The following is a 23,078-nucleotide window of genomic DNA, read 5'->3' as shown; positions in this document are numbered from 1 at the left end:
GTTTTTAATTCAAACTCGCTTTATACATTCTGGCTTCTTCCCAAGAGAATTTATGACCGTGTTTTTCCATCATGGTATTCAGTGATTCTTCTTTATATCCTGCAAAAGCAGCTGCCAAATCCTGCATTTTATCCTCCGGTAAAACTTCCGAAATGGATACTGCTTTGGTTTGGATCAGTTTTACAAAATGCGAGTAAATCGTTTGTTTCGTCAACACTCTGATTATCGCAATATCCGCAATTGATTTCTTTTCCACCCACAATTCATAGGTTTCCTGAACCGTTGATTTTTTAGGTGCTGCTGTTTTGGATTTTTTCGAAGTATAACGTTCCACGTCTTTATCGTCTTCAATCAGCGTGATATTTACTTCCTTGAATTGATTTTGTATGGCTTCCGTTTTTCGGCTGATGTATTTTTTTATTTCTGACGAAGTTAATTTCTCTTTCGAAATGGTTTCTCCAGCAACAACGGTTTCTATCAATAATTTGGCTTTCATTAATCGCAGAACGGCTTTGGTTTGCAATTCTTCCAGAACGATTAATTCATCATAAAACGCTTTTACTTTCTTGATGCGCTTTACTTCTTCCAGTTTCCAAAGGATTTCAAAAACCAAATCATCCATAGGTTTTAAAAAATAACTGAATGCGGCTTGAATGCGTTCAGAAACATGATTTAAATCGACCGTTTCCTGACCAAAAAGGGTATTCAATTGCGAAATAAATTTCTTGGACGGGTCCAAAAGCTGTTCGATGATTTCCGTTTGCTTTTTGGCCCAAACGGCATGTTTGGATTTTTCTGAAATTTCTGATTTTTCGTTGTAACTGAATTTATGATTGCGCCATTCCTGAGCCAAATCATTCCAATCAAACGTGTTTATCAGATAGTTATGAATGAAATTTTTGGTTTCAAAATGCAAGGCACTCTCTAAAAACGAATCCGAGGCTTTGTTTAATGAATAATCCATCACATCCTGATCGTTTGAAATGCCATTCATACGCAACGGAGAAAGCAAAACAAGCCCTTCTAACGAGCGCAAACGCGATAATGCGACATAAGCTTGCCCCGGAAGAAAAACTTGCGAAACATCAAGTGCCGCTTTGTCAAATGTCAATCCTTGGCTTTTATGCACCGTAATTGCCCATGCCAATTTGATGGGATAATGCACAAAAGTACCCAAAACCTCTTCTTCAATTTCTTTAGTGGTTTCATCTACTTTGTAGCGGATGTTTTGCCATTCGTATTTTTCGACTTCTATGGTTTTGTTTTCTTCCGGAAAATGAACCAGGATTTCCTGACTCGAAAGCGATTTAATAATTCCCATTTTTCCGTTGAAATAGTGTTTATCAAAGGACAAATCGTTTTTTACAAACATAATTTGTGCGCCTACTTTCAACTGCAATTGTTGTTCCACAGGAAATATCTTGTCCGGAAAATCTCCTGTTATTTCTGGTTTGTACGTCACCAACTTTCCTTCTAAATCTTCCAAAGCCTGCGCATTCATCGTATCGGCTTTGTTGTTATGCGTGGTTAACGTGATGTACCCTTTATTTGCTTTTAAATCAAAATCGGGTTTTACGTATTGGTTTAAAGTTTGAATGTCTTGCTGGGAAATCTGATTGTTACGTAGATTATTCAAAACCGAAATAAACGTATCATCCGTCTGGCGAAAAATCTTGGACAGTTCAATATATAAAGGCGGATTTTGCTGTACCACATGCGAATGAAAAAAGAATTTTCCTTTGTAATACGTTTTCAGCGTACGCCATTCTTCTTCCCGAATTACCGGTGGCAACTGCAATAAATCGCCAATATACAAGACTTGGACGCCACCAAAAGCACTATTTTTTTTACGTACGGTTTGCATCATATAATCCATAGCGTCCAGTAAATCAGCGCGAAGCATACTGACTTCATCAATTACCAACAATTCCATATTGCGAATCACTGATTTCTTCAAACCGCTCATTTTGAAATGCCTGCGCAACGTGGCTTTGGTTTCAAATTTGGTGTTCTCGGAAAATTGAGGCGATGAATTATCCGGAATAAATCCTCCAAACGGCAACTGAAACATGGAGTGAATCGTAACGCCGCCGGCATTTAACGCGGCTATTCCCGTAGGTGCCACAACAACGGTATTCTTGTGCGTGGTTTGGATAATTTCCCGTAAAAGGGTGGTTTTTCCCGTTCCTGCTTTTCCGGTGAGGAAAACCGATCGATGGGTTTGATTGATGAATCGTAAAGTATAAACGGCGGCTTCTGAAATGGTTTGCATTGGGCGAGTATATATAAAGCTAAAGTATCGAAAATTAGGAATACTATTTTAATTTATGGAAAACATTTTAGAATTGTAATTCGAATGTTTTTTAGCCCCGATAGCAACGGAAATCCTCGAAATTTAGAAAATGATTTTTTTCTGGCCGGAAAATAGCGACTAAAAGAAGCTCCTTTTATGGGTACGAAAAAACACTTTCTAAAAGAGAGATTGAAGCAGAAGCGGGAAATAGCTTTAAAAAAAATGCCTTCAATCTAACTATAGACGAAGGCAATTTTTTGAATTAATATAAAAATTTATTTTTTAGCAGCTGCTTTTTCTTCCGTTTTAGCAGGTGCTTTGTATTTGTCGTTCAAGGCTTTGATGATTTCTTTTGTGATATCAAATTTGTCTTCAGCGTATAAAATTGAAGCTGCGTCACCTGTACCGTAGATGTATGCGTATCCTTTTTCTTTACCGTACACTTTGATGAATTTTTTCACTCCGCTTACTAAAGAATCCATTTCTTTTCCACTTTCTTGTTGCAATTCTTGAGACAACGCTTGTTGCGCGTAACTCAATTGTTGCTCTCTTTTTTGCAATTCAGCACCTTTTTGTTGTGCCCAAGCCTGACCGTTTGCTTGTGCTTGAGATTGAAAACTTGCCGCTTCTTGTTTGAAACGATTAATTTCAGCTTCTAATTGTCTTCCTTTTTCTTCTGCTTTTGTTTTATATTTTGCTTCAAGGTCTTTTGCCTCTGTATATTCTTTCATTAATTCAGAAGTGTCTACGTAAGCTGTTTTTACTTCCTTAACTTCTGCAGATTTATTACAAGCAACAAGTGAAATTGAAAGTGCGATAATTACTAATGCTTTTTTCATTTTGGTTAATTTCTAATTTTTAAGTATTGGTGACAAAAATATAAAAAAATAAATAGCATTGACATAAAGTTTAAAAAATGCTGCTTTTTTATGATATAAGATTTTATTATTGTGATTTATAAATGCATAATTTATGCCTATTAAAAACAACTTACATATCTTTTAAGTAAACGAATTAGTTCAAAAAACCAACAACTACCCTCGATTTCATCAAAAAATACGCTTAAATACGCTTAAAATGATTTTTAGTTGTTTTTCAGGATGTAAATGTGTGAAGAATACTCAAAATTCTTCTTGGCTTTCCAATTTGATTGCAATCCAACATAAAAGGCTGTTATATAATTCATTTTACCAGTTTTGTATTTTTCCGAAAGTAAGCTCACATAAAAAGAATCAAATTTCATAGGAAGCACTTTAACCAATTTCATTTCTTCTTTTTCGAAAAGCATTTTTATAGCCGTTTTTGAAAAATGCCAAAAATGAATCGGCACATCATAAGCAGCCCAAAACTTTCCGTAATGTTTTGCATCGAAAGATTTGAAATTTGGGACAGCAATTATTAAAGTTCCATTTGGTTTTAATAATCGTTTCAATTCTTTGATTTGGTTATCCAAATTAGGAACGTGTTCCAAAACATGCCACATCGAAATTACATCAAAAGAATGATTGTCTAATTCACTTGTTGCCCCAACAAACGAAACGCCTTTCTTTTTTGCAATGGCTTTTGCTTTTTCGCTTGGCTCCACTCCTGTGGCATACCAACCGTTTTCTTTGGCCACAGACAAAAAATCTCCTGTTCCGGCACCAATGTCTAAAATACTTCCTTTATTAGATTGCAATGAATTAATTAGATTCAACTTATTTTTAAGTGCAATAGTTTTTACAAAATGATATGCTTTTTCAAATAGAGACCTTTTGCTGTCTGTGTGCGAAATATAATCAACGCTTTCGTAATACTTTCCTAAATTTTCTAAACTGGGTTGCGGAGACGTAATCAGCATGTCTAATTTCTCATCATGGTATAAATCGAAAATTTCCTGAGAGACAGAATAATCTTTAACGGTTAAAAAAGGCTGTTGGTTTAAAATGTCCATTAATTAATAGTGCTTTTATATTTTAATTTTAAACTAAACCCTGAAAACACCGACAGATACTTTCAGGGCTGAATTCTTTATTTTTGTGATTCTTCAATTGTAACAAGGCTTCACAGCGTAGTTTCACGTGGAACAAATTGATTGCAGATTGAGGATTAACGATTTTAGATCCCAGATTTAAATCTAAAACCCTAACGTCCCATATAAATTAACAACACCGAAACATCACTTGGCGAAACACCACTGATTCGTGAAGCTTGAGAAATAGTTACCGGACGAATCTTGCTTAATTTTTGTTTAGCTTCAATCGACATGGACTTTATTTTCTCATAGTCGAAATTATCCGGGATCTTTACATCTTCCAATCGAAGTAATTTATCCGCATTATTTCTTTCCTTTTCGATATAACCAGAATACTTCACCTGAATTTCGGCTTGTTCTAAAATCTCCTGGTCAACATCATTTTCCGCAATATAAGCTGCAACCTTTTCAAATTTTATCATGTCGTCCAAATCAATTTGCGGACGAGAAAACACTTTGAACATTTTATCCCCTTGCGAAATCAGTGCCGTATCTTTAGATTCTAAAATAGGATTTGCTTCCGCAACAGAAACGCTTGTTTCTTTGAAGAAAGCGACCATTTTTTCAGATTCCTTTAGTTTGTGTTCCATTCTACGCAAACGCGCTTCTGAAGCCAAACCAATTTCATACGACATTGGCGTCAATCTGAAATCGGCATTATCCTGACGCAATAATGTTCTGTATTCCGCACGAGACGTAAACATCCGGTATGGCTCTTCTGTTCCTTTCGTAATTAAATCATCAATCAGAACTCCGATGTAGGCTTCGTCTCTTTTTAAAATTAATGGCGCTTTTTCATGCACTTTTAAATGCGCATTTATTCCAGCCATCAATCCTTGAGAAGCCGCTTCTTCATATCCCGTTGTTCCATTTATTTGTCCGGCGAAATATAATCCTTCAACCAACTTTGTTTCCAAGGTGTGTTTCAATTGTGTCGGCGGAAAATAATCATATTCGATTGCATAACCCGGACGAAAGAATTTTACTTTCTCAAATCCAGCAACAGAACTCAACGCTTTGAATTGAATGTCCTCAGGAAGTGACGTAGAAAATCCATTTACATAAACCTCGCACGTATTCCATCCTTCCGGCTCCACAAACAATTGGTGTCTTTCCTTATCTGCAAAACGATTAATTTTATCTTCAATTGACGGGCAATATCTTGGCCCAAGACTTTTTATTCTTCCATTGAACATTGGCGAACGATCAAAACCTTCTCTCAAAATATCGTGAACCTCAAGAGACGTATAGGTCATGTGACAAGACTTCTGATGAATCAATGGCGACGTCACATCCGAATATGAAAATTTATCCGGCTTAGCATCTCCTTTTTCTTCGTTCATTTTCGAATAATCCAAAGAACGTCCATCGACTCTTGGAGGTGTTCCTGTTTTCATTCGTCCCGATTGAAAACCAGCAGCAACTAAATCTTCGGTAATTCCATACGCAGCACTCTCGCCTGCTCTTCCGCCACCGAATTGTTTTTCGCCAATATGAATCAAACCATTCAGAAAAGTTCCATTTGTCAACACAACCGATTTAGAACGAATCTCTACTCCAAGCGAAGTACGGATACCTTTTATTTTTCCGTTTTCAAGAATCAAACCTTTGACCATTTCTTGATAAAAATCAAGATTTGGAGTTCCTTCCAGCATCATTCTCCACTCCTCAGCAAAACGCATACGATCACTTTGAACGCGTGGCGACCACATTGCAGGTCCTTTGGATTTGTTCAGCATTTTGAACTGGATTGCAGTCCTGTCCGAAACAATTCCAGAGTATCCACCCAACGCATCAATCTCACGTACAATTTGTCCCTTGGCAATTCCACCCATCGCTGGATTGCATGACATTTGGGCAATGTTCTGCAAGCTCATTGTAACCAGCAAGGTTTTTGAACCGAGATTTGCAGCAGCAGCCGCAGCCTCAGAACCAGCATGTCCTGCGCCCACAACGATTACATCATATTCATCTAGAAACATTTTCTTTTATAATTTAACCCCTATTCAGGATTGTAATTTTGAAATCTATTTTTTTGTTCCACGTGAAACATTGCATACATATTCTTCAAACCTAAACGATATGTTCCACGTGAAACACTTTAGGTTTGGAATTTAAAAACCGTATTATTGTTCCACGTGAAACATAGCAATCTTTTCGTCTTCTTTAGAACGCATCAAAAGCTCTTCGGCTTCCCCTTTGTCTTTATAGCCGCAGTAGTGCAAAATTCCGTGTACTAAAACGCGCTTTAATTCTTCCTCAAAAGAAACCTTGAAATCAGCAGCATTGTCTTTTACTCTTTCGACAGAAACAAAAATATCCCCATGCAATTCATTACCCATAGAATAATCAAAGCTGATGATATCCGTTAATGTATCGTGATCCAGATACTCAACATTAATTTTGTGCAGATACTCATCATCACAAAAGATGTAATTTATCTCTCCTTCTTTCTTGTTTTCCGAAGCAATAACATTCTCCAACCAAGTCGTAATATCTTCTTCGTTGTCTAAATTAAAGTCGGTTTCGTAATTAAAATTGATCATTTTTTATTAAAATATTCTTGAACCTTTTGATTAAAATTCGAGCGCAAAGGTAAGGATTGTCTATTTAATATTTCAATGCTATTTAAATAATCTAATAAAGCAGCTGGCAGCGCATTAGATTGATTATTAAACTCCTTCTTGTTCGTTTCAGACTGACGCTTGTTTTCTTCGCCTTGTTGTTGAATGGCGGAATTCAATTTCAATAATTCCTGTTTCACATTCAGTATCTTTTGAAGCGTTTCGTTCTTAAAACCTTTATTCAATAATTGCTTTTCAATTTGCTTCATTTGTTCCAAAGCACTTTGTCCATTACCGCCCAATCCTTGTTTATTCAATTCGTTTTGCAATGCTTCGCGTAATTGCTTTTGCTCTTTATAAATTTCCATTATAGCTTGCGCATCACCTTCGCCACCCTCTCCGTCTTGACCCGATTCTCCAGGCTTACCTTGTTTCCCGTTTTGACCTTTTTCACCATCGCCCGGCTTCTCTCCTTTTTTAATTCCGTCCTTCATTTTCTCGCCAAGACCTTCTTGCTTTTTAATAATATCCGGCAGTTGCATTCCTTGACCTTGACCCGGCTTCGGTTTCCCAGAACCCATTCCTGACATTTGCATTTGCATATTGTTAAGCATATCGCTTAGAAAATCCGCTAGTTTATTAGCTGCTGAGATAGTGTATTGTTGGTGTGACAAACCTTTTGGCACTTGAGCATCAGTTAAACTGGACAATGATTTATCGACGTTGTAAATTACATTGCCAATTTCTTTGGTGATGTCCTCCGCAATTTTTGGATTACGTAATGACATCGCAAATAAACTGTCGTCAACATGCTTGAACTGTTGTTTTAAATCCTGTTGAATTTTAATGTTTTTATTAAACGCCGGAGATCCGGATTTGTGCTTTTTAAACTGGTTCATCAAGTCTTCCTGTGATAAAGAAAACGCTAATAAGTTGTCAAGAATTTGTCGCAACATTGCAACGTCTTCCTGCAACTGTTCCATATCTCCATCCTCCAAAGTTTGTGCCATTTTTTGCGCCATCTCTTTCATTTTTTTGGAAGCGCTTTTTTGATTTGGCTTGGCCTTTTCTTTTTTATCTTTCTTCAATTCCTCAGAAGCTTTCTTTAAATCTTCATCAATGCTTTTTTCTTTAGCATCATCTTTAGGCAAGTCCAAAGGTGATTTCAATTCCTTGTTTTCTTTTTTTAAATCATTTAAATCATCTTGGATTTTGTCAAACTCAGCATTGATGTCTTCTTGTTTGTCTAGTTTATTTTCCTTTTCTTCATCAGATAATTTATCTTGTTTTTCAGAAAGCTTGTCTAGTTTGTCACCTAATTGTTCTGCTTTCTTTTCTATATAAAACCTCTTGGTCAATTCCACTAACTGTTCTAAATTCTTGGTTTGGTTTTTACTGTTTTGTTTGAATTTATCCAATTTAGACAACAACTCTTCATTCTGAATTTTATCGTTCAGTTCTTTCAGTTCGTCTAAAAGCTTCTGGTTTTTTTCCAATTCTTTTTCGGCTTTGTCCATTCGTTTTTGAAGCTCCTCTTTTAACTCATCCTTTTTGTAGGTTTTGAATTGCTCCAAATTATCATTCATTTTTTTTGTAAATTCTTTCATCATCTCATCCTGTTTCATTTGACGTTTGATGAAATCATTTACTTTTTGCTGGTCTTTGAAATCCAGATTTTCTTTCTCTTTTCCGGTTTTTTGCAATTTCTCCATTTCAGAGATTTGCTTATCCTGGTTTTTTAAAGACTTCTCTAAACTGTTGATGTTGCCATTTTGCTGTTGCAAAATTTGATCTTCCTTCTCTTCATCTGTAGCCACCCGATTAGAGAAAACGGAAGACTTCGTGCTTTTGAAATTATGTATCGCATCATTATCAAAAACTTCAAAATAATAATCATACGATACGCCTTGCTCTACCGGAAGATTACTTGGAAACGAAAATACGAATTGGTCAAAAGCACTTTTCTTAATAGCAATTGTTCCACGTTTGGCAGTTTTAGGTTTCTCTCTTTCGTAATACACAATCTGAAGCCTAGACAAACCATAATCATCAGAGATTTGACCTAAAACATAGTTCTTAGCCACCTTCAAACTGTCCGGTGCATTGTTCACATTAATCGTAGGGAACTGATCTTTAACAATAGTAAGCTGATAATTGAGTTTTTCGTAGTTTTTTACCTTCTCATTTGAAGTAAGGATTTGATAATCTGTATTTTGTAGTATATTTTTGGACAAAATAAAGGTATTTTCTGTTTTCGAAAAAGAAGCTTTTGAAATTCCGTCCATCCACGCTACATTTTGTGTCGCTTGCGTATTCATTTTCCAAGTTACACGCGTTCCTTCCGGAATAACCGCATTTCCTGTTCCTTTGATTGTTTCCGGTTTTTTATTCAAATACGATGGAAAGTTCAACTGCATTTCAAAATTAGCTATCGAAGGAACGGTTATCACTTTCAATTCATAATCCGGAGAAGAAATAGCATTTCCCTCCACGTGGAACAAAATGTTTTCTGAAGGCTTCCCAATCTTAAATTGAAATTCACCCGCTTTAGCCGATTCCATAAAATAACTTTCGTCATCAATAAAAATCATTGCATTCTCAGGAACTATTTTTCCTTCGGTTTTAATTCGAAGTATAAAATCCTTTCCTTGTTCCGTTTGTAAATTCGGATTTAGAATCACAAATTTAAAAGGAGCCGGCGGTAGAAAAGCCGAATTGAAATGCACTACTCTATTCAAACTTTGTGAAATCATGCTGCTGTTTCCGGAGAAATAAAAGAAAGCAAACAACAATATTGGAATTAAAGCCAAAGGAAAATACTTTTTGTTTCCGTTATAATTTATGGCATTCCCAAAAGGGATTGGTTGTAATGCGTTTGCTTTTTGCTCAATTGATGCGACTAATAATTCCGATTTATTCTGATGAATATCAGAATCTGATAATTGCAAAAAGTTAGTCAACTTGTCACTCACTTCCGTAAAATGATTTCCAATAATTGCAGAAGCCTGGTTGTAATCTATTCCTTTTTGAAGTTTGAATAATTTAAAAATTGGAAACAAAATAAAACGAAACAACAAATACACTTCTACTCCAACGAAAGTCCAAAATAAAATGGTTCTTCCTATTGGCTTGAGCCAAAGAAAATATTCGACAAAAAGCGTAAATAGAAAATACAACAATCCTAAACCGATAAAGAAAATAGTTCCCCGTATCAATTCGTTGGTATAAAACTTCCTGATGAAAGCTTCTAATTTTTGATAAATAAATTGCTGATTTTCCAAAATGTATGCTTTGTTTTTTGTAACCAATAAAAGTAATAATTTATATGACTAAAGAAATGTTAAAAATCATCAAACTCATTAATCTTACATTATCTCATTTTCAGATAATCCAATTGAGTAATCGAATTTGTATCTTCGCAAAAAATTTACAGCAATGTCTAAACAAGTTCGGGTGCGTTTTGCACCAAGTCCAACTGGACCTTTACATATTGGCGGAGTTCGTACCGCATTATTCAATTATTTGTTTGCCAAAAAAAACAATGGTGTTTTCTTCCTGAGAATTGAAGATACCGATCAAAACCGTTTTGTTCCAGGTGCCGAAGAATATATCATGGAAGCGCTGGAATGGTTAGGAATTGCACCAGATGAGACTATTGACAAAAATGAAAAATTTGGTCCATACCGTCAAAGCGAAAGAAAAGATTTGTACCAACAATATGCTGCTGAATTAATAAATTCCGGGAATGCTTATTATGCTTTTGATACGGCCGAAGCTTTGGATGCAGCAAGAAAATTAGAAGAAGAACAAGGAAAAACCTTTATATACAATCACCATAACCGAGAAAAATTAGACACTTCGTTAGTGATTTCTGCAGGCGAAACTGCTAAAAGAATTGCTGATGGCGAACATTATGTAATCCGTTTTAAAACTCCGGTGAATGAAACGTTGCATTTGCATGACATTATTCGTGGCGATGTGAAATTTGAAACGAATCTTTTAGACGATAAAGTATTGTTCAAAAGTGACGGAATGCCAACCTATCATTTGGCTAATATTGTGGATGATCATTTAATGGAGACGTCGCATGTAATTCGTGGTGAAGAATGGTTACCATCGATGCCTTTACACGTTTTATTGTACAGAGCATTTGGTTGGGAAGCACCGGAATTTGCACATTTACCATTGATTATGAAGCCTGTTGGAAACGGAAAATTATCCAAACGTGACGGTGACAAAATGGGATTTCCTGTATTTCCATTGGATTGGAAAACCGCAGAAAGCGTTTCATCAGGTTACAGAGAAAAAGGATTTTTCCCGGAAGCCGTAATCAACTTTTTAGCATTATTAGGTTGGAATGACGGAACGGATAAAGAATTATTCACGCTGGAAGAACTAGTTGCAGCATTTGATTTAAACAGAGTTCATAAAGCTGGCGCTAAATTTGATCCGGAAAAAAACAAATGGTTCAATCATCAGTATTTAATCAAACAGGAAGATATAACTTTGGCGAAAACCTATGCTCCTATTTTGGCTGAAAAAGGTTTTTCTGTAGCTGATAATGTTCTAACAAAAGTGGTTTCTTTAATCAAAGAACGTGCGCATTTTGTTTCTGAATTTTGGGAAATGAGTGATTTCTTTTTTGTGGCTCCAACAGCGTATGATGAAAAAGCCAGCAAAAACTGGAAGGAAGAAACACCGGCATTAATGCAGGAATTAATCTCTGTTGTGGAAGAAATAACCGATTTCACTTCTATGAATATCGAAACGATTGTAAAAGACTGGATGACAAAAAATGAAATTGGAATGGGAAAAGTAATGCAACCCTTTCGTTTGAGTTTGGTTGGCGCGCTGAAAGGTCCTCACCTATTTGATATTGTTGAAGTAATTGGAAAAGACGAAACTATTCAAAGAATTCAAAAAGCAATAGCTGCTTTGTAGTTTTTAAATACAAAGTTCATCAAGAAGCCTCAAAGTTCACTAAATAAACGTAGTGAACTTTGAGCCTTCTTACTTTCATTCTTATGTAATTCGTTACAAATAAATAATCAAATTTCCATTTACTATTCCAGGATTTCCCTTGAAATTGACCCCTAAATTCTTGTTATTTAAGTTTTCAAGCATGTTATTAACTCCATATTGATAGGAAACATTGGCTCTGAAATGACGAACTCCAAAAGTGATTCCTACTGTTGGATAAAAATTAAACTTGGAAATATCTACAATATCTTTGGCTAACAAGGTTGTCCCAGAAATAACATTGTTTGCGTCATTATTATCGATATTTAATTTTCCGTTTACTTGAACAATGGGTCCAAACTCCAAACTCAAATGATTTTCAATAAGTCTGTAACTCACTTGTAAAGATACTTGAGCTGACGCCAATTTATAGTTCACATCTTCCTTTGCCAAAGTCAAAGTGTTCGTAGCAACAGAAAAATTATTCTCACTAAATTGAATAGTATATACCATATCCCAATCATTATAGAAATTTCCTCGCATAGAAAGTCCTGCATTCCAACCCAATTCAGGTTTAGTTTGAAAGTTATTCGTGTTTAAAGTAAATTGATTGATTCCGAAACTGATTCCTATCCTATTTGAATCCCTATATTCATATTGAGAAAAGGCTGTGATGGAAATGAAAACAAAAAGTAAAGTAAGCAATATCTTTCTCATATATTTAAAATTTACAAAGACAAACCTAAAGTTTTTTTGTAAATTGTGAGATAATTTTTAACTAAAAACAAAAATATTATGAACATTGCATTAATTATCCTACTGGTCTTTGGACTTTTCATTTTGCTGTCTTCGTTTTTTACGGTAAAACAACAAACAGCTGTTGTTGTAGAACGATTTGGAAAATTTTTAAGTATCAGACAATCCGGTTTGCATTTGAAAATTCCTTTAATAGATCGAATTGCAGGACGTGTGAATCTTAAAATTCAACAATTAGATGTTATCATTGAAACAAAAACCAAAGACAACGTTTTTGTGAAACTAAAAGTTTCAGTTCAATTTATGGTAATTCAAGAAACCGTTTATGATGCTTTCTATAAACTGGAATATCCGCACGATCAAATTACTTCTTATGTGTTTGATGTGGTTCGTGCCGAAGTTCCAAAATTAAAACTGGATGATGTTTTTGAAAGAAAAGACGACATTGCCATTGCGGTAAAAGGGGAATTAAATGAGGCTATGACTACGTATGGGTATACTATTATTAATACTTTGGTAACGGATATTGATCCGGATATTCAAGTAAAAAATGCCATGAACAGAATTAATGCTGCTGATAGAGAAAAAACAGTAGCTGAATTTGAAGCGGAAGCCTCCAGAATTAGAATTGTAGCCAAAGCCGAAGCTGAAGCTGAAAGCAAACGATTACAAGGACTAGGTATTGCCAACCAAAGAAGAGAAATTGCCAAAGGTTTAGTAGAAAGTGTGGATGTTTTGAACAGAGTTGGGATAAACTCCCAAGAAGCCTCGGCTTTAATCGTAGTAACACAACACTATGATACGTTACAAGCCATTGGTGCTGATGCAAATTCAAATTTGATTTTATTGCCTAATTCTCCACAAGCCGGAAGTGACATGCTCAACAATATGATTGCGTCCTTCAGTGCTTCCAATCAAGTAGGCGAATTGATGAAAAAAAGAAATGGAAAAAGAGTTTCCAAAAGAGAAAATAATATAGAATCACCTGAAAAACCGGAAGCTCCAGAAGCCCCGGAAACGGAAGAATAATTTACTTGAATTCATAAAAAAAGAGGCTTAATTGCCTCTTTTTCTTTTTGTTATCCAATTTTTAATAAATGGAACTGCTTTATTCAATATAAAAGGAACCGCTGTAGAAACGATTGCTCCATAAGGAATAGCAGAACTATACGATCCTATTAAATCACTTACAATATGCTGAGGCGAAAAGCTTTCTTTGGTTTTCTTTACTCCAAAAACCAATTTTTGATAACTGATTTCTTTTTCAATCTTTAAAATCTCAAGTTCCCTATCAATTTGAGCATAGGATGAATATTTTTTTGTTTCCATAATTTAGTCGTCGTTAAAAAATATTTCAGAAAATTTCTCCAATACTGATCCTTCAAAAAATTTATCTCTAATTGTGAATAAAAGGCCCGATAATAAAAGGTATATTCCTCCAATAATCAAAAATCCTAAACAATAACTATCTAAATATTTACCAATTGCTAAAGCTCCAGCAATAGAACAAAATAATAAAACCATGCTCAAACATAAAAAAATCAAGGTAAACTTAAGAATCATTGTGGTTGATTTCATTGCTACTTTGAAACCCCATAATTTATAATAAGATACATTGCTCTGGATATAAGCTTGTATTTGTTCTTGTATATCCTCTGTATTTTCTTTTAATTCTTCAAAAGCCATACGCTTAGTTTTAAGATTTGTTAGATGGGTAAATCAAGATTATTTTTGAAGCTTTGCGTTTTGTCTTTTTAACTCCGCTAATTTTTCTTCCAAAAAAGAAATTACATCTTCGGTCTTGTGACTCATATTTGAAACTAATTCTTCGTATGTTCCCTCTAAGTCATATTTTGCACTTGTGAATTTATCTTTCAATTCTAAAGATGCAGTATCCAATTTATTTTTCAATTCACATTTAGCATCATCAAAACCTTCTTTTAATTTCTCTCTTGTTTTTGAACCTTTATCTGGTGCAAACAAAATTCCTATTCCAGCTCCAATAGCTGCTCCAGTCAAAAGAGCCAATAATGTATTTCCTGAATTATTCGACATGATTCTTAATTTTAAAAGTTTGTTTCATAAAGATACAGATTTATTAACAAGAACCCGTTAACAACTCGTTAAAGTGCAATTTTACAAGACAAAAAGCAAATAAAAGCAAGCTATCGCGCGTTTATTTGAATTTTGTATTGAGTGTTGTTTATTCCAAAAAATTGTCTTAAAATCAATTTATGGACGTCATTTTTAATTGAAAAAAAATATTAAAAACAGTATTTTTATAAGAAATTACAATAATAAAAAAAGCCCTCTAAAAAGAGAGCTTTTGATTGATAAAATCTATTTAAAAAATAAACCTTATATTTTAAGGTCATTTAATAATTGTAACACTTTTTCGTTTTTCTCGTTCGTTTTTAATTCTGAAAGTTGAACTTTAAAAAGATTAAAATTATTCAAATCATTTTGTAAATTTTCAATGGCTAAAATTCTAACGGCTGCCATTTGACTTTTTAATGACATCGTATATAATTTTGTCAAAGCTTCTTCTTCGATATCTTTTACCTGCACTTTATCTGAATGATGCAAAATCAAATTAGAAAACAACAACGAGTTATTATCATTCTTGATATTTTTGACAATAGTCTGAATGATTAAACTGTAATTATCAATACTTTTAATGTTCTCAACAATACTGTTTAGAATCAAATTAGCATTATTTTCATCCTTTTCTTTTACATATTTATTGATTTCTTTTTGAGTATTCATCAATAAATTTTCTTCTTTTTTACCTTTTTCTTCCCATGCATCTTTCAATCCAACGGTTTTATTAAAGACAATTTTACCTTCGGTTGTATCTTTATCAACATTGAAATAACCCAATCGTTGAAACTGGAATTTCTCTCCGGATTGAACCGTTGCCAAACTTGGTTCTACAAATCCTTTTACAATTTGTAACGAACTAGGATTCATGAATTCCAAGAAGTTTTTCTCTTTATGACTGTCCGGTGCTTCATCGATAAACAAGCGATCGTAAAGGCGAACTTCTGTTTCTAAAGCATGTTTTATAGAAACCCAATGCAAGGTTCCTGCCACTTTACGTTGACTCGCTTCACTCCCACTTCCGCTTCTGCTGTCTTCATCATATGTTACATGAATTTCAGTGATATTTCCAGCGGCATCTTTTATAACACTTTCTCCTTTAATGATATAGGCATTTTTTAGACGTACTTCTCTGCCTAAACTCAATCGGAAAAACTTCGCCGGAGCATCTTCTAAAAAGTCTTCTCTTTCAATAAATAATTCTTTTGAAAAAGGAACTTTTCTAAATCCGGCACTTTCATCTTCCTGATTATTTTCAGCTTCCAACCATTCTTCTTTGTCTTCAGGATAATTCGTAATTACTAATTTTATCGGATCTAAAACCGCCATAACTCTTGGCGCCGTTTTATTCAAATCTTCGCGCAAGCAAAATTCTAAAAGCGAAAAATCAATTATATTTTCTCTTTTGGCAACACCAATAATTTCACAAAATTTACGAATAGAATTCGCTGTATATCCTCTCCTTCTCAATCCTGAAATAGTTGGCATTCTTGGATCATCCCAACCGTTTACAATATTTTCCTGAACCAATTGCAACAGTTTTCGCTTGCTCATTACGGTGTAATTCAAGTTCAAACGCGCAAATTCATATTGATGGGGTTTTACTTTTGAGTCATCATAAATTTGGTCCAAAAACCAGTTGTACAATTCCCGGTGCATCACAAATTCTAGCGTACAGATAGAATGCGAAATTTGTTCTATATAATCACTTTCGCCATGTGCAAAATCATACATTGGATAGATTTTCCAATCGTTTCCGGTTCTATGGTGATGACGGTGTAAAACACGATACATCAATGGATCACGCATTAACATATTAGTCGAAGTCATATCAATTTTGGCACGCAAAACATGGCTTCCTTCCTGAAAATCTCCATTTTTCATTCCTTCGAATAAAGTAATATTTTCTTCAACCGAACGGTTTCTATAAGGTCCATCAACTCCTGGTTGTGTAGGCGTTCCTTTTTGTTCCGCCATTTCTTCGGAAGATTGACTGTCAACGTAAGCTTTACCGTTTTTAATCATTTTTACAGCCCAATCGTACAATTGTTGGAAGTAATCCGATGCATACCTTTCTTCGGCCCAATTGAAGCCCAACCATTGCAAATCTTCTTTTATAGCATCTACATATTCCTGCTCTTCTTTGGCTGGATTTGTATCGTCAAAACGCAAGTTAATTGGCGCATTGTACTTTAATCCTAATCCAAAATTCAAGCAAATCGATTTAGCATGACCTATGTGTAAATACCCATTAGGTTCTGGTGGAAAACGGAAACGTAATTTATCTTGGGGAAAACCGTTTGATAAACTGTCTTCAATGATTTGTTCTATAAAATGGAGTGATTTTTCTTCAGTTGACATTTTTTTGTTTTATTTTAGCAAAGATAAAAAAAGTTTAAGGTTTAAGGTTTAAAGTTCTCTAGAAACCTATAAAAAGTTAAAAGACCGTGCCACCAACCTTACACTTTAAACAAAAATAAAAATGGGAATTATAAAACTTAAAAATATCAGAACCTACTCCTACCACGGTTGTTTAATCGAGGAAGGTAAAATTGGGTCTGATTATTCAGTAAACTTAGAAATCAAAACCGATTTAAGAAAATCCAGTATATCAGATGATTTGAAAGATACAGTGGATTATGTGCTTTTAAATAGCATTGTTGAGGAGGAAATGGCCATACGATCGAACTTATTAGAGCATGTTGCAAATCGTATCGTAACCCGAATTTTTCGTGAAATTCCTGAAATTTCACGAATTATTTTACAAGTTTCTAAACTAAATCCTCCTATTGGTGGTGATGTTGAAGCAGTTACTATAGAAATGGAAGAATATAGAAGTTAAATAAGAGATGTTTAAAAAGGGTAAAAAAATATTTTTTGAAACTTTTAAACTTTAAGCTTTTAACTTTTAAACTTTTTAAGTACTTTTGCCATCCGTTTAAGAATGGCGTCGTGGCCGAGCGGCTAGGCTGGGCTCTGCAAAAGCTCCTACTCCGGTTCGAATCCGGACGATGCCTCAAGAAGAGATACAGAAATGTATCTCTTTTTTTTATGTTAATTTTTAAGAAAATTAGCGAGTGTAATTGCTTCGTTCCTCGCAAAGACGTGTGTTAAGTCTTTGCGAGGAACGAAGCAATCACATTAAAATAAGTCATAAAAAAAGAGACTACTAATAGTCTCTTTTTGTAAATATTTTTGAAGATAAATTATTTGTCTATTTTCTCAAATGCTTTTTTAACCATTGCTTTTTCTTCCGGAAACCAACCTTGGGTGATTAAAACCATCCCAAAAACCATCATTACAATACTGATTCCTTTCTTAATTTTAAGAATATTTACAGGTGTTAGTTTTGTTTTTAATTGCTTGGCTAATAGTATTTTAATACAATCAATAAATAAATAAGAAGCTACTACTGATATAAAAAAAGTTATCATTCTAGAGGTTTGCATTTCTAGTTTTGGTCCTACTGAAATAATAATAGCCAACCAAAAACCAAGAACACCAATATTGATAATGTTTAACAGAAATCCTTTTATGAAAAGGCTTAAATAGTTTTTTTTCACTATTTCCCTGTCAATAATATCCGTATTTATTTTTTCTTCTTTTTTTAATTGTATAAAGGAAATTATACCATAAGCTACCATCAATACACCTCCAAAAATAAAAAGTGCCGGTTGATCTTTTAAACTTTGAATCAACCTGTAACTGCCTAAATAAGCAATTCCAATAAAAACAATATCTCCTAAAACTACGCCTAAATCAAATACTAAAGCAGCTCTAAATCCTTTTATAATACTTGTTTCCAGTAAAATAAAAAAAACAGGACCAATCATAAAACTTAAGAAGATTCCCCAAGGAATACCAGATAAAATATCGTTTATCATTAAAAATTTAAATTTATTACCAAAAATCTAAACCAAAGTACTAATTTTTTTCTGAAATAGTACCGCCAATGAAAACTTCCTTATTAATCTGTTTTGGTTTACCATAGATAAAAATAGAGCCTCCTGCTTTCACTTTTGCATCAACCAATGTAGTTGCATGTATTTCAGATTTTCCTCCTGCAGCAACGCTTATTGATGTTTGTGTTGTATGTAAATCCTTTGCTTTTAGAATTCCGCCTGAAGTAATAACAACATCTTGATTTGTGGCTTTACCTGAAATATCAATTATTCCTCCAGAATTTGCCTTTACATTAACTTTGTCAACATCTATTTCAATTTTTATCTCTGCTCCAGATTTTGCATTCAAATCCAACATTGTTTGTTTAAAATCAGCTTCACTTGAAACATAACTTCCCTCGCTTGCACTGATGCTTTCAATATTTTTAAAATATAATTTCACAATAATGTTGTTCCCTGATAATAATTGTGGAAATGGCATTCTGACTTTTAATTCTCCATTTTTATTAACCGTTTCTACTTCATCAGCTCGGTCTCCTGTTATAACAACTTTGTTTTCTGAAGCTGAAATTAATTTTACATTGATTTTATCAAATACTTTTACTTCATCAAAATCTCCTAAGTTTCTGGATACCTGAGCATTTGTTATTTGAGTTAACAATACAAAGGTAATAATCACTAATTTTTTCATTTTTTTTATTTTATTGGTTCTTCAATTCTTCTTAAAAAATTAAAATCCAGTTGTTTTTTAACCAAATCGGCATTTTTTACTTTAACGTAAATTTCATCTCCTAATTGTAATAATTTACCCGAAGTTGCGCCAGTTAGTGCATATTGTTTCTCATCAAAAGTGTAATAATCGTCCTTTATATCTCGAATTCTACACATTCCTTCACATTTATTCTCAATAATTTCCACATAAATTCCCCATTCTGTCACACCAGAAATTACTCCTAAAAATTCTTGATCCTGATGATCTTGCATGTATTTTACCTGCATGTATTTGATAGAATCTCTTTCCGCATTTGTTGCTAAACCTTCCATAGTGGAAGAATGAACACATTTCGTTTCATACGTTTCTTCATCAGCTGATTTTCCTCCGTCAAGATAATGCTGTAATAATCGGTGCACCATTACATCAGGATAACGGCGAATTGGCGATGTAAAATGTGAATAATAATCAAAAGCCAAACCGTAATGTCCTATGTTATCCGTAGAATATTTGGCTTTACTCATACTTCTAATTGCCAAAGTATCAATTAAGTTTTGTTCTTTTTTACCATTTACTTCTTCCATCAAAGCATTCAATGATTTCGAAATATCACCTTTGTTTCTAAAATCGATTTTGTAACCAAACTTTGCAATTACCGTTTGCATGGCAATTAATTTATCTTCATTTGGCTCATCATGAATTCTGTAAATGAAGGTTTTCTTTTGTTTACCAATGTATTCTGCTACTTTTTTATTCGCTAAAAGCATGAATTCTTCAATCAGATGATTGGCATCTTTGGAAACTTTAAAATAAACACCTTGAGGCTCTCCTGCTTCATCTAAATTGAATTTTACTTCTACTTTATCAAAAGAAATGGCTCCATCGGCCATTCTTCTTTTTCTGAAAATTTTAGCTAATTCATCCATTTTTAGCGTCGCTGAGACAATTGCTTCCGAAACTTGATACGAACTACCGGTTATCGAAATTTCTTCTGGAATAACATCGTCCTTCGTTTCTATGATGTATTGCGCTTCCTCGTAAGAAAATCGTTGGTCAGAATAAATTACTGTTCTACCAAACCATTGATTCACTACTTGTGATTTTTCGGTAATTTCAAATATAGCCGAAAACGTATATTTTTCTTCGTTAGGTCGTAATGAACAAGCAAAATTTGATAATACTTCCGGTAACATTGGCACTACTCGATCCACTAAATAAACCGAAGTCGCTCTTTGATACGCTTCATCATCCAGGATTGTTCCTTCTTGAAGATAATGCGAAACATCGGCAATGTGAATACCAATTTCGTAATTACCATTCTCTAATTTTTTAAATGATAAAGCATCATCAAAATCTTTAGCATCTTTTGGATCAATGGTAAAAGTCAACGTATCGCGCATGTCACGTCGTTTAGCAATTTCACTTTCTTCTATTGAGGTATCAATTTTTTGTGCAAATGTTTCTACTTCAATAGGAAACTCTGATGGCAATCCATATTCTGCAAGGATAGCATGAATCTCCGTATCGTGTTCTCCAGGTTTTCCTAAAACTTTTATTACGGAACCAAAAGGGCTATCGGCTCTGGCTGGCCAATCTTCGATATGAACCAAAACTACATCGCCTTGCTCCGCCTCGCCTATTTTATCCTTTGGAATAAAAATATCAGTATACATTTTTGGATTGGCTGTAGAAACAAAAGCAAAATTAGCTTGAATGTCGATTACACCAACAAAGTCGGTTTTGTTTCTTTCAATCACTTCAATCACTTCACCTTCAGGTCTTTTCCCTTTTCTTCGATTATAAACATACACTTTGACAATATCTTTGTCTAAAGCATGATTCAAATTATTGGTAGGAATAAAAACATCTTCTTCCATTTCAGGACAAACAAAATAAGCTGTTTTACGTCCCGTCATGTCAATTTTACCTTCATAGTAATCCTGACTCACTGCTTTTACTAAATATTTGCCAGGTTCTGATTCTATAATTTTATTTTGCGAAGCCAGAATCTTCAAATCTTTTATAATTTGATTTCTGCTTTGGGTATCGTCGAGTTCCAGATTTGCTCCTATTTGTTTGTAGTTGAATGCTTTATTAGCACTTTGCGATAATATTTTTAGTATTTTATCAGAGAAATCTTTCTCTTTTTTTATCGGCTTTCTTAATCTTTTACTCATAAATCTGTTCTTAAAAGTCTAAAATTACAAAATACTAAACTGTTATCGTTAAAGAGTTCACAGTTTTAAAGAAAATATAACTTTAAAGAATAGTTGTATCTTTATAAAAACAATCAAAATGGAAGACTTTCAAACAATTGCAATTTTTAATTATTCACATGAAATTGTAGTGCTGAAGCATTTATTGGAACAAGAAAAAATTAACTATTTTTTTGAAAACGAAACCTTAGTTTCAGTCGATCCATTTGGGAGTTTTGCATACGGTGGAATCAAGCTAAAAATTCACATCAGTGATTTTGAAAAAGTACAAAAATTTTTAGACGACTTGAATAACAATCTAACGATCGTTTAAAACAAATTAAAACGCTAAAATCTATTTTTTGAATTCTAATTTTTTTTAAGTTGTCAACATATATTTAAATAAACAAAAAGAAAAATTAAATTTAAATTCTTTCTTGGTTGTTATTATAGTGTGTTAATAGTCGCAATAAATTTATTTTAAAATGTGTTGAAACCAAGTTTAAAGATGTTATACGGACTTATCAACATAGTTATTTTATACTAAAGTCTTCGTTTTAAAGTCTTTTCTAATTTTAATTAACAATGGTTAATAATCTAAAATGAATTGATTTTGTAGATAAGTAATTTTTTAAAATTTGTTGATAAACTACTTTTTAATATTGATAACTATTCTAAAAATTCAACGAACTAAATTTGGATTTCTAATATGGGTTTTGGATTACTTATTTTTTGGTTACAACCCAAAAAAACTTCTAATATTCTATCTAAAGTTATGAACATTGTATGTTAATTTAAGGTTAACTGAATATCAGTGAATTGCGTTTTACTATTAACAATGTAAATTTTTAACATTTTATAAATAAAATACGTATTGATTTATAGCTATTTATAGATTTATTAAGATTGTTGATAACCGCTAATCAAATAATAATCTGATAGTTATAAAATCTACTGTTAATTTTATTTTTAATGACTTTTATCAATTGTAATAATCAATTAAAGAAGCGAGATTTAAATTCGGCAAAACTAGATTTCTTTATTTAAATTTGCACCACACAACTTAATACATATAAGATGAAAATCTCCATAGGAAACGATCACGCAGGACCAGATTACAAAAAAGCTATTGTCGAAATGCTTAAAGCAAAAGGACATGAGGTTACTAATTACGGAACGGATTCAGCAGATAGTGTAGATTACCCAGATTTTGGTCATCCTGTTGCTACTGATGTTGCTGAAGGAATAGCTGATTTTGGAATTGTTATTTGCGGAAGTGGTAACGGAATTTCTATGACAGTAAACAAACAGTCTAAAGTTCGCGCTGCTTTATGTTGGATGAAAGAAATTGCGGTTTTGGCACGTCAACATAATGATGCGAATATTATTAGTATTCCTGCTCGTTTTACTTCAATTCCACAAGCAGTAGAAATGGTAGAGGCTTTCTTAAATACCGAATTTGAAGGTGGAAGACACCAAAATCGTGTAGATAAAATTTCTTGCTAGAAACTTTTAATTGACTGAAATTACATTAATTCAGTCAGTGTATTGACTGAATTAATGTTAATTCAGTCAATACACTG

Annotated in this window: 19 protein-coding genes and 1 tRNA gene; 6 read left to right on the top strand and 14 right to left on the bottom strand. The window is 33.6% G+C overall.

The annotated features are described in order from the left end of the window. Positions 1-4: 4 nt before the first annotated feature. The 6 genes from E0H99_RS02485 to E0H99_RS02460 form a co-directional block, all read right to left on the bottom strand. Positions 5-2,272 carry a helix-turn-helix domain-containing protein gene (locus E0H99_RS02485; protein ID WP_131990847.1) on the bottom strand — a complete coding sequence of 756 codons (2,268 nt, stop codon included), beginning with the start codon at positions 2,270-2,272 and terminating at the stop codon, positions 5-7. A 296-nt stretch (positions 2,273-2,568) separates the two neighbouring features. Next, positions 2,569-3,132, bottom strand: a complete 564-nt coding sequence (locus tag E0H99_RS02480) for an OmpH family outer membrane protein (protein WP_131990845.1) — start codon at positions 3,130-3,132, stop codon at positions 2,569-2,571. Positions 3,133-3,377: 245 nt separating this feature from the next. Next, a complete protein-coding gene (locus tag E0H99_RS02475) occupies positions 3,378-4,226 on the bottom strand; it encodes a class I SAM-dependent methyltransferase (protein ID WP_131990843.1) in 849 nt (282 codons plus the stop codon). A gap of 191 nt (positions 4,227-4,417) precedes the next feature. After that, on the bottom strand, positions 4,418-6,289 hold the full coding sequence (gene mnmG / locus E0H99_RS02470) for a tRNA uridine-5-carboxymethylaminomethyl(34) synthesis enzyme MnmG (RefSeq protein ID WP_131990841.1): 1,872 nt from the start codon (positions 6,287-6,289) through the stop codon (positions 4,418-4,420). Between the two features lie 144 nt (positions 6,290-6,433). Then, entirely contained in the window at positions 6,434-6,853 is a 420-nt protein-coding gene (ybeY, locus tag E0H99_RS02465) for an rRNA maturation RNase YbeY (protein WP_131990839.1), read from the bottom strand. Beyond that, positions 6,850-10,179: a DUF4175 family protein gene (locus E0H99_RS02460; protein WP_240723427.1), complete on the bottom strand. Its 3,330-nt coding sequence runs from the start codon at positions 10,177-10,179 to the stop codon at positions 6,850-6,852. Before E0H99_RS02460 ends, ybeY begins: the two co-directional genes overlap by 4 nt. A 127-nt stretch (positions 10,180-10,306) precedes the next feature. On the opposite strand from E0H99_RS02460, the gene gltX reads away from it, so the two are divergent. Further along, entirely contained in the window at positions 10,307-11,812 is a 1,506-nt protein-coding gene (gene gltX / locus E0H99_RS02455; protein ID WP_131990837.1) for a glutamate--tRNA ligase, read from the top strand. A 93-nt stretch (positions 11,813-11,905) separates the two neighbouring features. On the opposite strand, the gene E0H99_RS02450 is transcribed toward gltX, so the two are convergent. Further along, a complete protein-coding gene (locus tag E0H99_RS02450; RefSeq protein ID WP_131990835.1) occupies positions 11,906-12,547 on the bottom strand; it encodes an outer membrane beta-barrel protein in 642 nt (213 codons plus the stop codon). Positions 12,548-12,625: 78 nt separating this feature from the next. Between E0H99_RS02450 and E0H99_RS02445 the strand changes: the two genes are divergently transcribed. After that, positions 12,626-13,615, top strand: a complete 990-nt coding sequence (locus tag E0H99_RS02445) for an SPFH domain-containing protein (RefSeq protein ID WP_240723426.1) — start codon at positions 12,626-12,628, stop codon at positions 13,613-13,615. A 27-nt stretch (positions 13,616-13,642) separates the two neighbouring features. Here the strand turns inward: E0H99_RS02445 and E0H99_RS02440 are convergent, their stop codons facing one another. The 4 genes from E0H99_RS02440 to E0H99_RS02425 all read right to left on the bottom strand — a co-directional run bounded on the left by E0H99_RS02440 (position 13,643) and on the right by E0H99_RS02425 (position 17,047). Next, complete coding sequence (locus tag E0H99_RS02440; protein ID WP_131990833.1) at positions 13,643-13,915, bottom strand: DUF6327 family protein; 273 nt, start codon at positions 13,913-13,915, stop codon at positions 13,643-13,645. 3 nt (positions 13,916-13,918) lie between these two features. Beyond that, positions 13,919-14,272: a competence protein gene (locus E0H99_RS02435; protein WP_131990831.1), complete on the bottom strand. Its 354-nt coding sequence runs from the start codon at positions 14,270-14,272 to the stop codon at positions 13,919-13,921. A 39-nt stretch (positions 14,273-14,311) separates the two neighbouring features. Then, positions 14,312-14,641: a YtxH domain-containing protein gene (locus E0H99_RS02430; protein ID WP_131990829.1), complete on the bottom strand. Its 330-nt coding sequence runs from the start codon at positions 14,639-14,641 to the stop codon at positions 14,312-14,314. A gap of 303 nt (positions 14,642-14,944) precedes the next feature. Then, the gene (locus tag E0H99_RS02425) at positions 14,945-17,047 is read right to left on the bottom strand and encodes a glutamine--tRNA ligase/YqeY domain fusion protein (protein WP_131990827.1); all 2,103 of its coding nucleotides are present in this window, start codon (positions 17,045-17,047) and stop codon (positions 14,945-14,947) included. A gap of 121 nt (positions 17,048-17,168) precedes the next feature. Between E0H99_RS02425 and folB the strand changes: the two genes are divergently transcribed. Both folB and E0H99_RS17130 read left to right on the top strand, forming a co-directional pair. Then, positions 17,169-17,528, top strand: a complete 360-nt coding sequence (gene folB, locus E0H99_RS02420) for a dihydroneopterin aldolase (protein ID WP_131990825.1) — start codon at positions 17,169-17,171, stop codon at positions 17,526-17,528. Positions 17,529-17,632: 104 nt separating this feature from the next. After that, a tRNA-Cys gene (locus E0H99_RS17130) sits at positions 17,633-17,703 on the top strand. A gap of 189 nt (positions 17,704-17,892) precedes the next feature. Here E0H99_RS17130 and E0H99_RS02415 read toward each other — a convergent pair. Genes E0H99_RS02415 through rnr form a run of 3 tightly spaced genes read right to left on the bottom strand, consistent with a single transcriptional unit; the run spans position 17,893 to position 21,477 of the window. Next, complete coding sequence (locus tag E0H99_RS02415) at positions 17,893-18,570, bottom strand: LysE family translocator (RefSeq protein ID WP_131990823.1); 678 nt, start codon at positions 18,568-18,570, stop codon at positions 17,893-17,895. Between the two features lie 40 nt (positions 18,571-18,610). Next, complete coding sequence (locus E0H99_RS02410; RefSeq protein WP_131990821.1) at positions 18,611-19,279, bottom strand: head GIN domain-containing protein; 669 nt, start codon at positions 19,277-19,279, stop codon at positions 18,611-18,613. A gap of 5 nt (positions 19,280-19,284) precedes the next feature. Continuing rightward, on the bottom strand, positions 19,285-21,477 hold the full coding sequence (gene rnr, locus E0H99_RS02405) for a ribonuclease R (protein WP_131990819.1): 2,193 nt from the start codon (positions 21,475-21,477) through the stop codon (positions 19,285-19,287). A gap of 118 nt (positions 21,478-21,595) precedes the next feature. Between rnr and E0H99_RS02400 the strand changes: the two genes are divergently transcribed. Then, entirely contained in the window at positions 21,596-21,829 is a 234-nt protein-coding gene (locus E0H99_RS02400; protein ID WP_131914594.1) for a DUF2007 domain-containing protein, read from the top strand. 743 nt (positions 21,830-22,572) lie between these two features. Continuing rightward, positions 22,573-23,001 (top strand): ribose 5-phosphate isomerase B, encoded by a 429-nt coding sequence (gene rpiB / locus E0H99_RS02395; RefSeq protein WP_131990817.1) that lies wholly within the window; start codon positions 22,573-22,575, stop codon positions 22,999-23,001. Positions 23,002-23,078: the final 77 nt, after the last annotated feature.

The organism is Flavobacterium sp. GT3P67, assembly GCF_004349155.1.
Lineage (GTDB): Bacteria > Bacteroidota > Bacteroidia > Flavobacteriales > Flavobacteriaceae > Flavobacterium > Flavobacterium ranwuense.
This window is presented reverse-complemented; position numbering and strand designations above follow the sequence as displayed.

Bases quoted from the DNA above. Each gene is read 5' to 3' on its own strand.
- folB (WP_131990825.1), top strand. From the start codon at position 17,169: ATGGGAATTATAAAACTTAAAAATATCAGAACCTACTCCTACCACGGT.
- E0H99_RS02440 (WP_131990833.1), bottom strand. From the start codon at position 13,915: ATGGAAACAAAAAAATATTCATCCTATGCTCAAATTGATAGGGAACTT.
- rnr (WP_131990819.1), bottom strand. From the start codon at position 21,477: ATGAGTAAAAGATTAAGAAAGCCGATAAAAAAAGAGAAAGATTTCTCT.
- ybeY (WP_131990839.1), bottom strand. From the start codon at position 6,853: ATGATCAATTTTAATTACGAAACCGACTTTAATTTAGACAACGAAGAA.
- E0H99_RS02415 (WP_131990823.1), bottom strand. From the start codon at position 18,570: ATGATAAACGATATTTTATCTGGTATTCCTTGGGGAATCTTCTTAAGT.
- E0H99_RS02475 (WP_131990843.1), bottom strand. From the start codon at position 4,226: ATGGACATTTTAAACCAACAGCCTTTTTTAACCGTTAAAGATTATTCT.
- E0H99_RS02410 (WP_131990821.1), bottom strand. From the start codon at position 19,279: ATGAAAAAATTAGTGATTATTACCTTTGTATTGTTAACTCAAATAACA.
- E0H99_RS02400 (WP_131914594.1), top strand. From the start codon at position 21,596: ATGGAAGACTTTCAAACAATTGCAATTTTTAATTATTCACATGAAATT.
- E0H99_RS02430 (WP_131990829.1), bottom strand. From the start codon at position 14,641: ATGTCGAATAATTCAGGAAATACATTATTGGCTCTTTTGACTGGAGCA.
- rpiB (WP_131990817.1), top strand. From the start codon at position 22,573: ATGAAAATCTCCATAGGAAACGATCACGCAGGACCAGATTACAAAAAA.
- E0H99_RS02480 (WP_131990845.1), bottom strand. From the start codon at position 3,132: ATGAAAAAAGCATTAGTAATTATCGCACTTTCAATTTCACTTGTTGCT.
- gltX (WP_131990837.1), top strand. From the start codon at position 10,307: ATGTCTAAACAAGTTCGGGTGCGTTTTGCACCAAGTCCAACTGGACCT.
- E0H99_RS02485 (WP_131990847.1), bottom strand. From the start codon at position 2,272: ATGCAAACCATTTCAGAAGCCGCCGTTTATACTTTACGATTCATCAAT.
- E0H99_RS02445 (WP_240723426.1), top strand. From the start codon at position 12,626: ATGAACATTGCATTAATTATCCTACTGGTCTTTGGACTTTTCATTTTG.
- mnmG (WP_131990841.1), bottom strand. From the start codon at position 6,289: ATGTTTCTAGATGAATATGATGTAATCGTTGTGGGCGCAGGACATGCT.
- E0H99_RS02425 (WP_131990827.1), bottom strand. From the start codon at position 17,047: ATGTCAACTGAAGAAAAATCACTCCATTTTATAGAACAAATCATTGAA.
- E0H99_RS02450 (WP_131990835.1), bottom strand. From the start codon at position 12,547: ATGAGAAAGATATTGCTTACTTTACTTTTTGTTTTCATTTCCATCACA.
- E0H99_RS02435 (WP_131990831.1), bottom strand. From the start codon at position 14,272: ATGGCTTTTGAAGAATTAAAAGAAAATACAGAGGATATACAAGAACAA.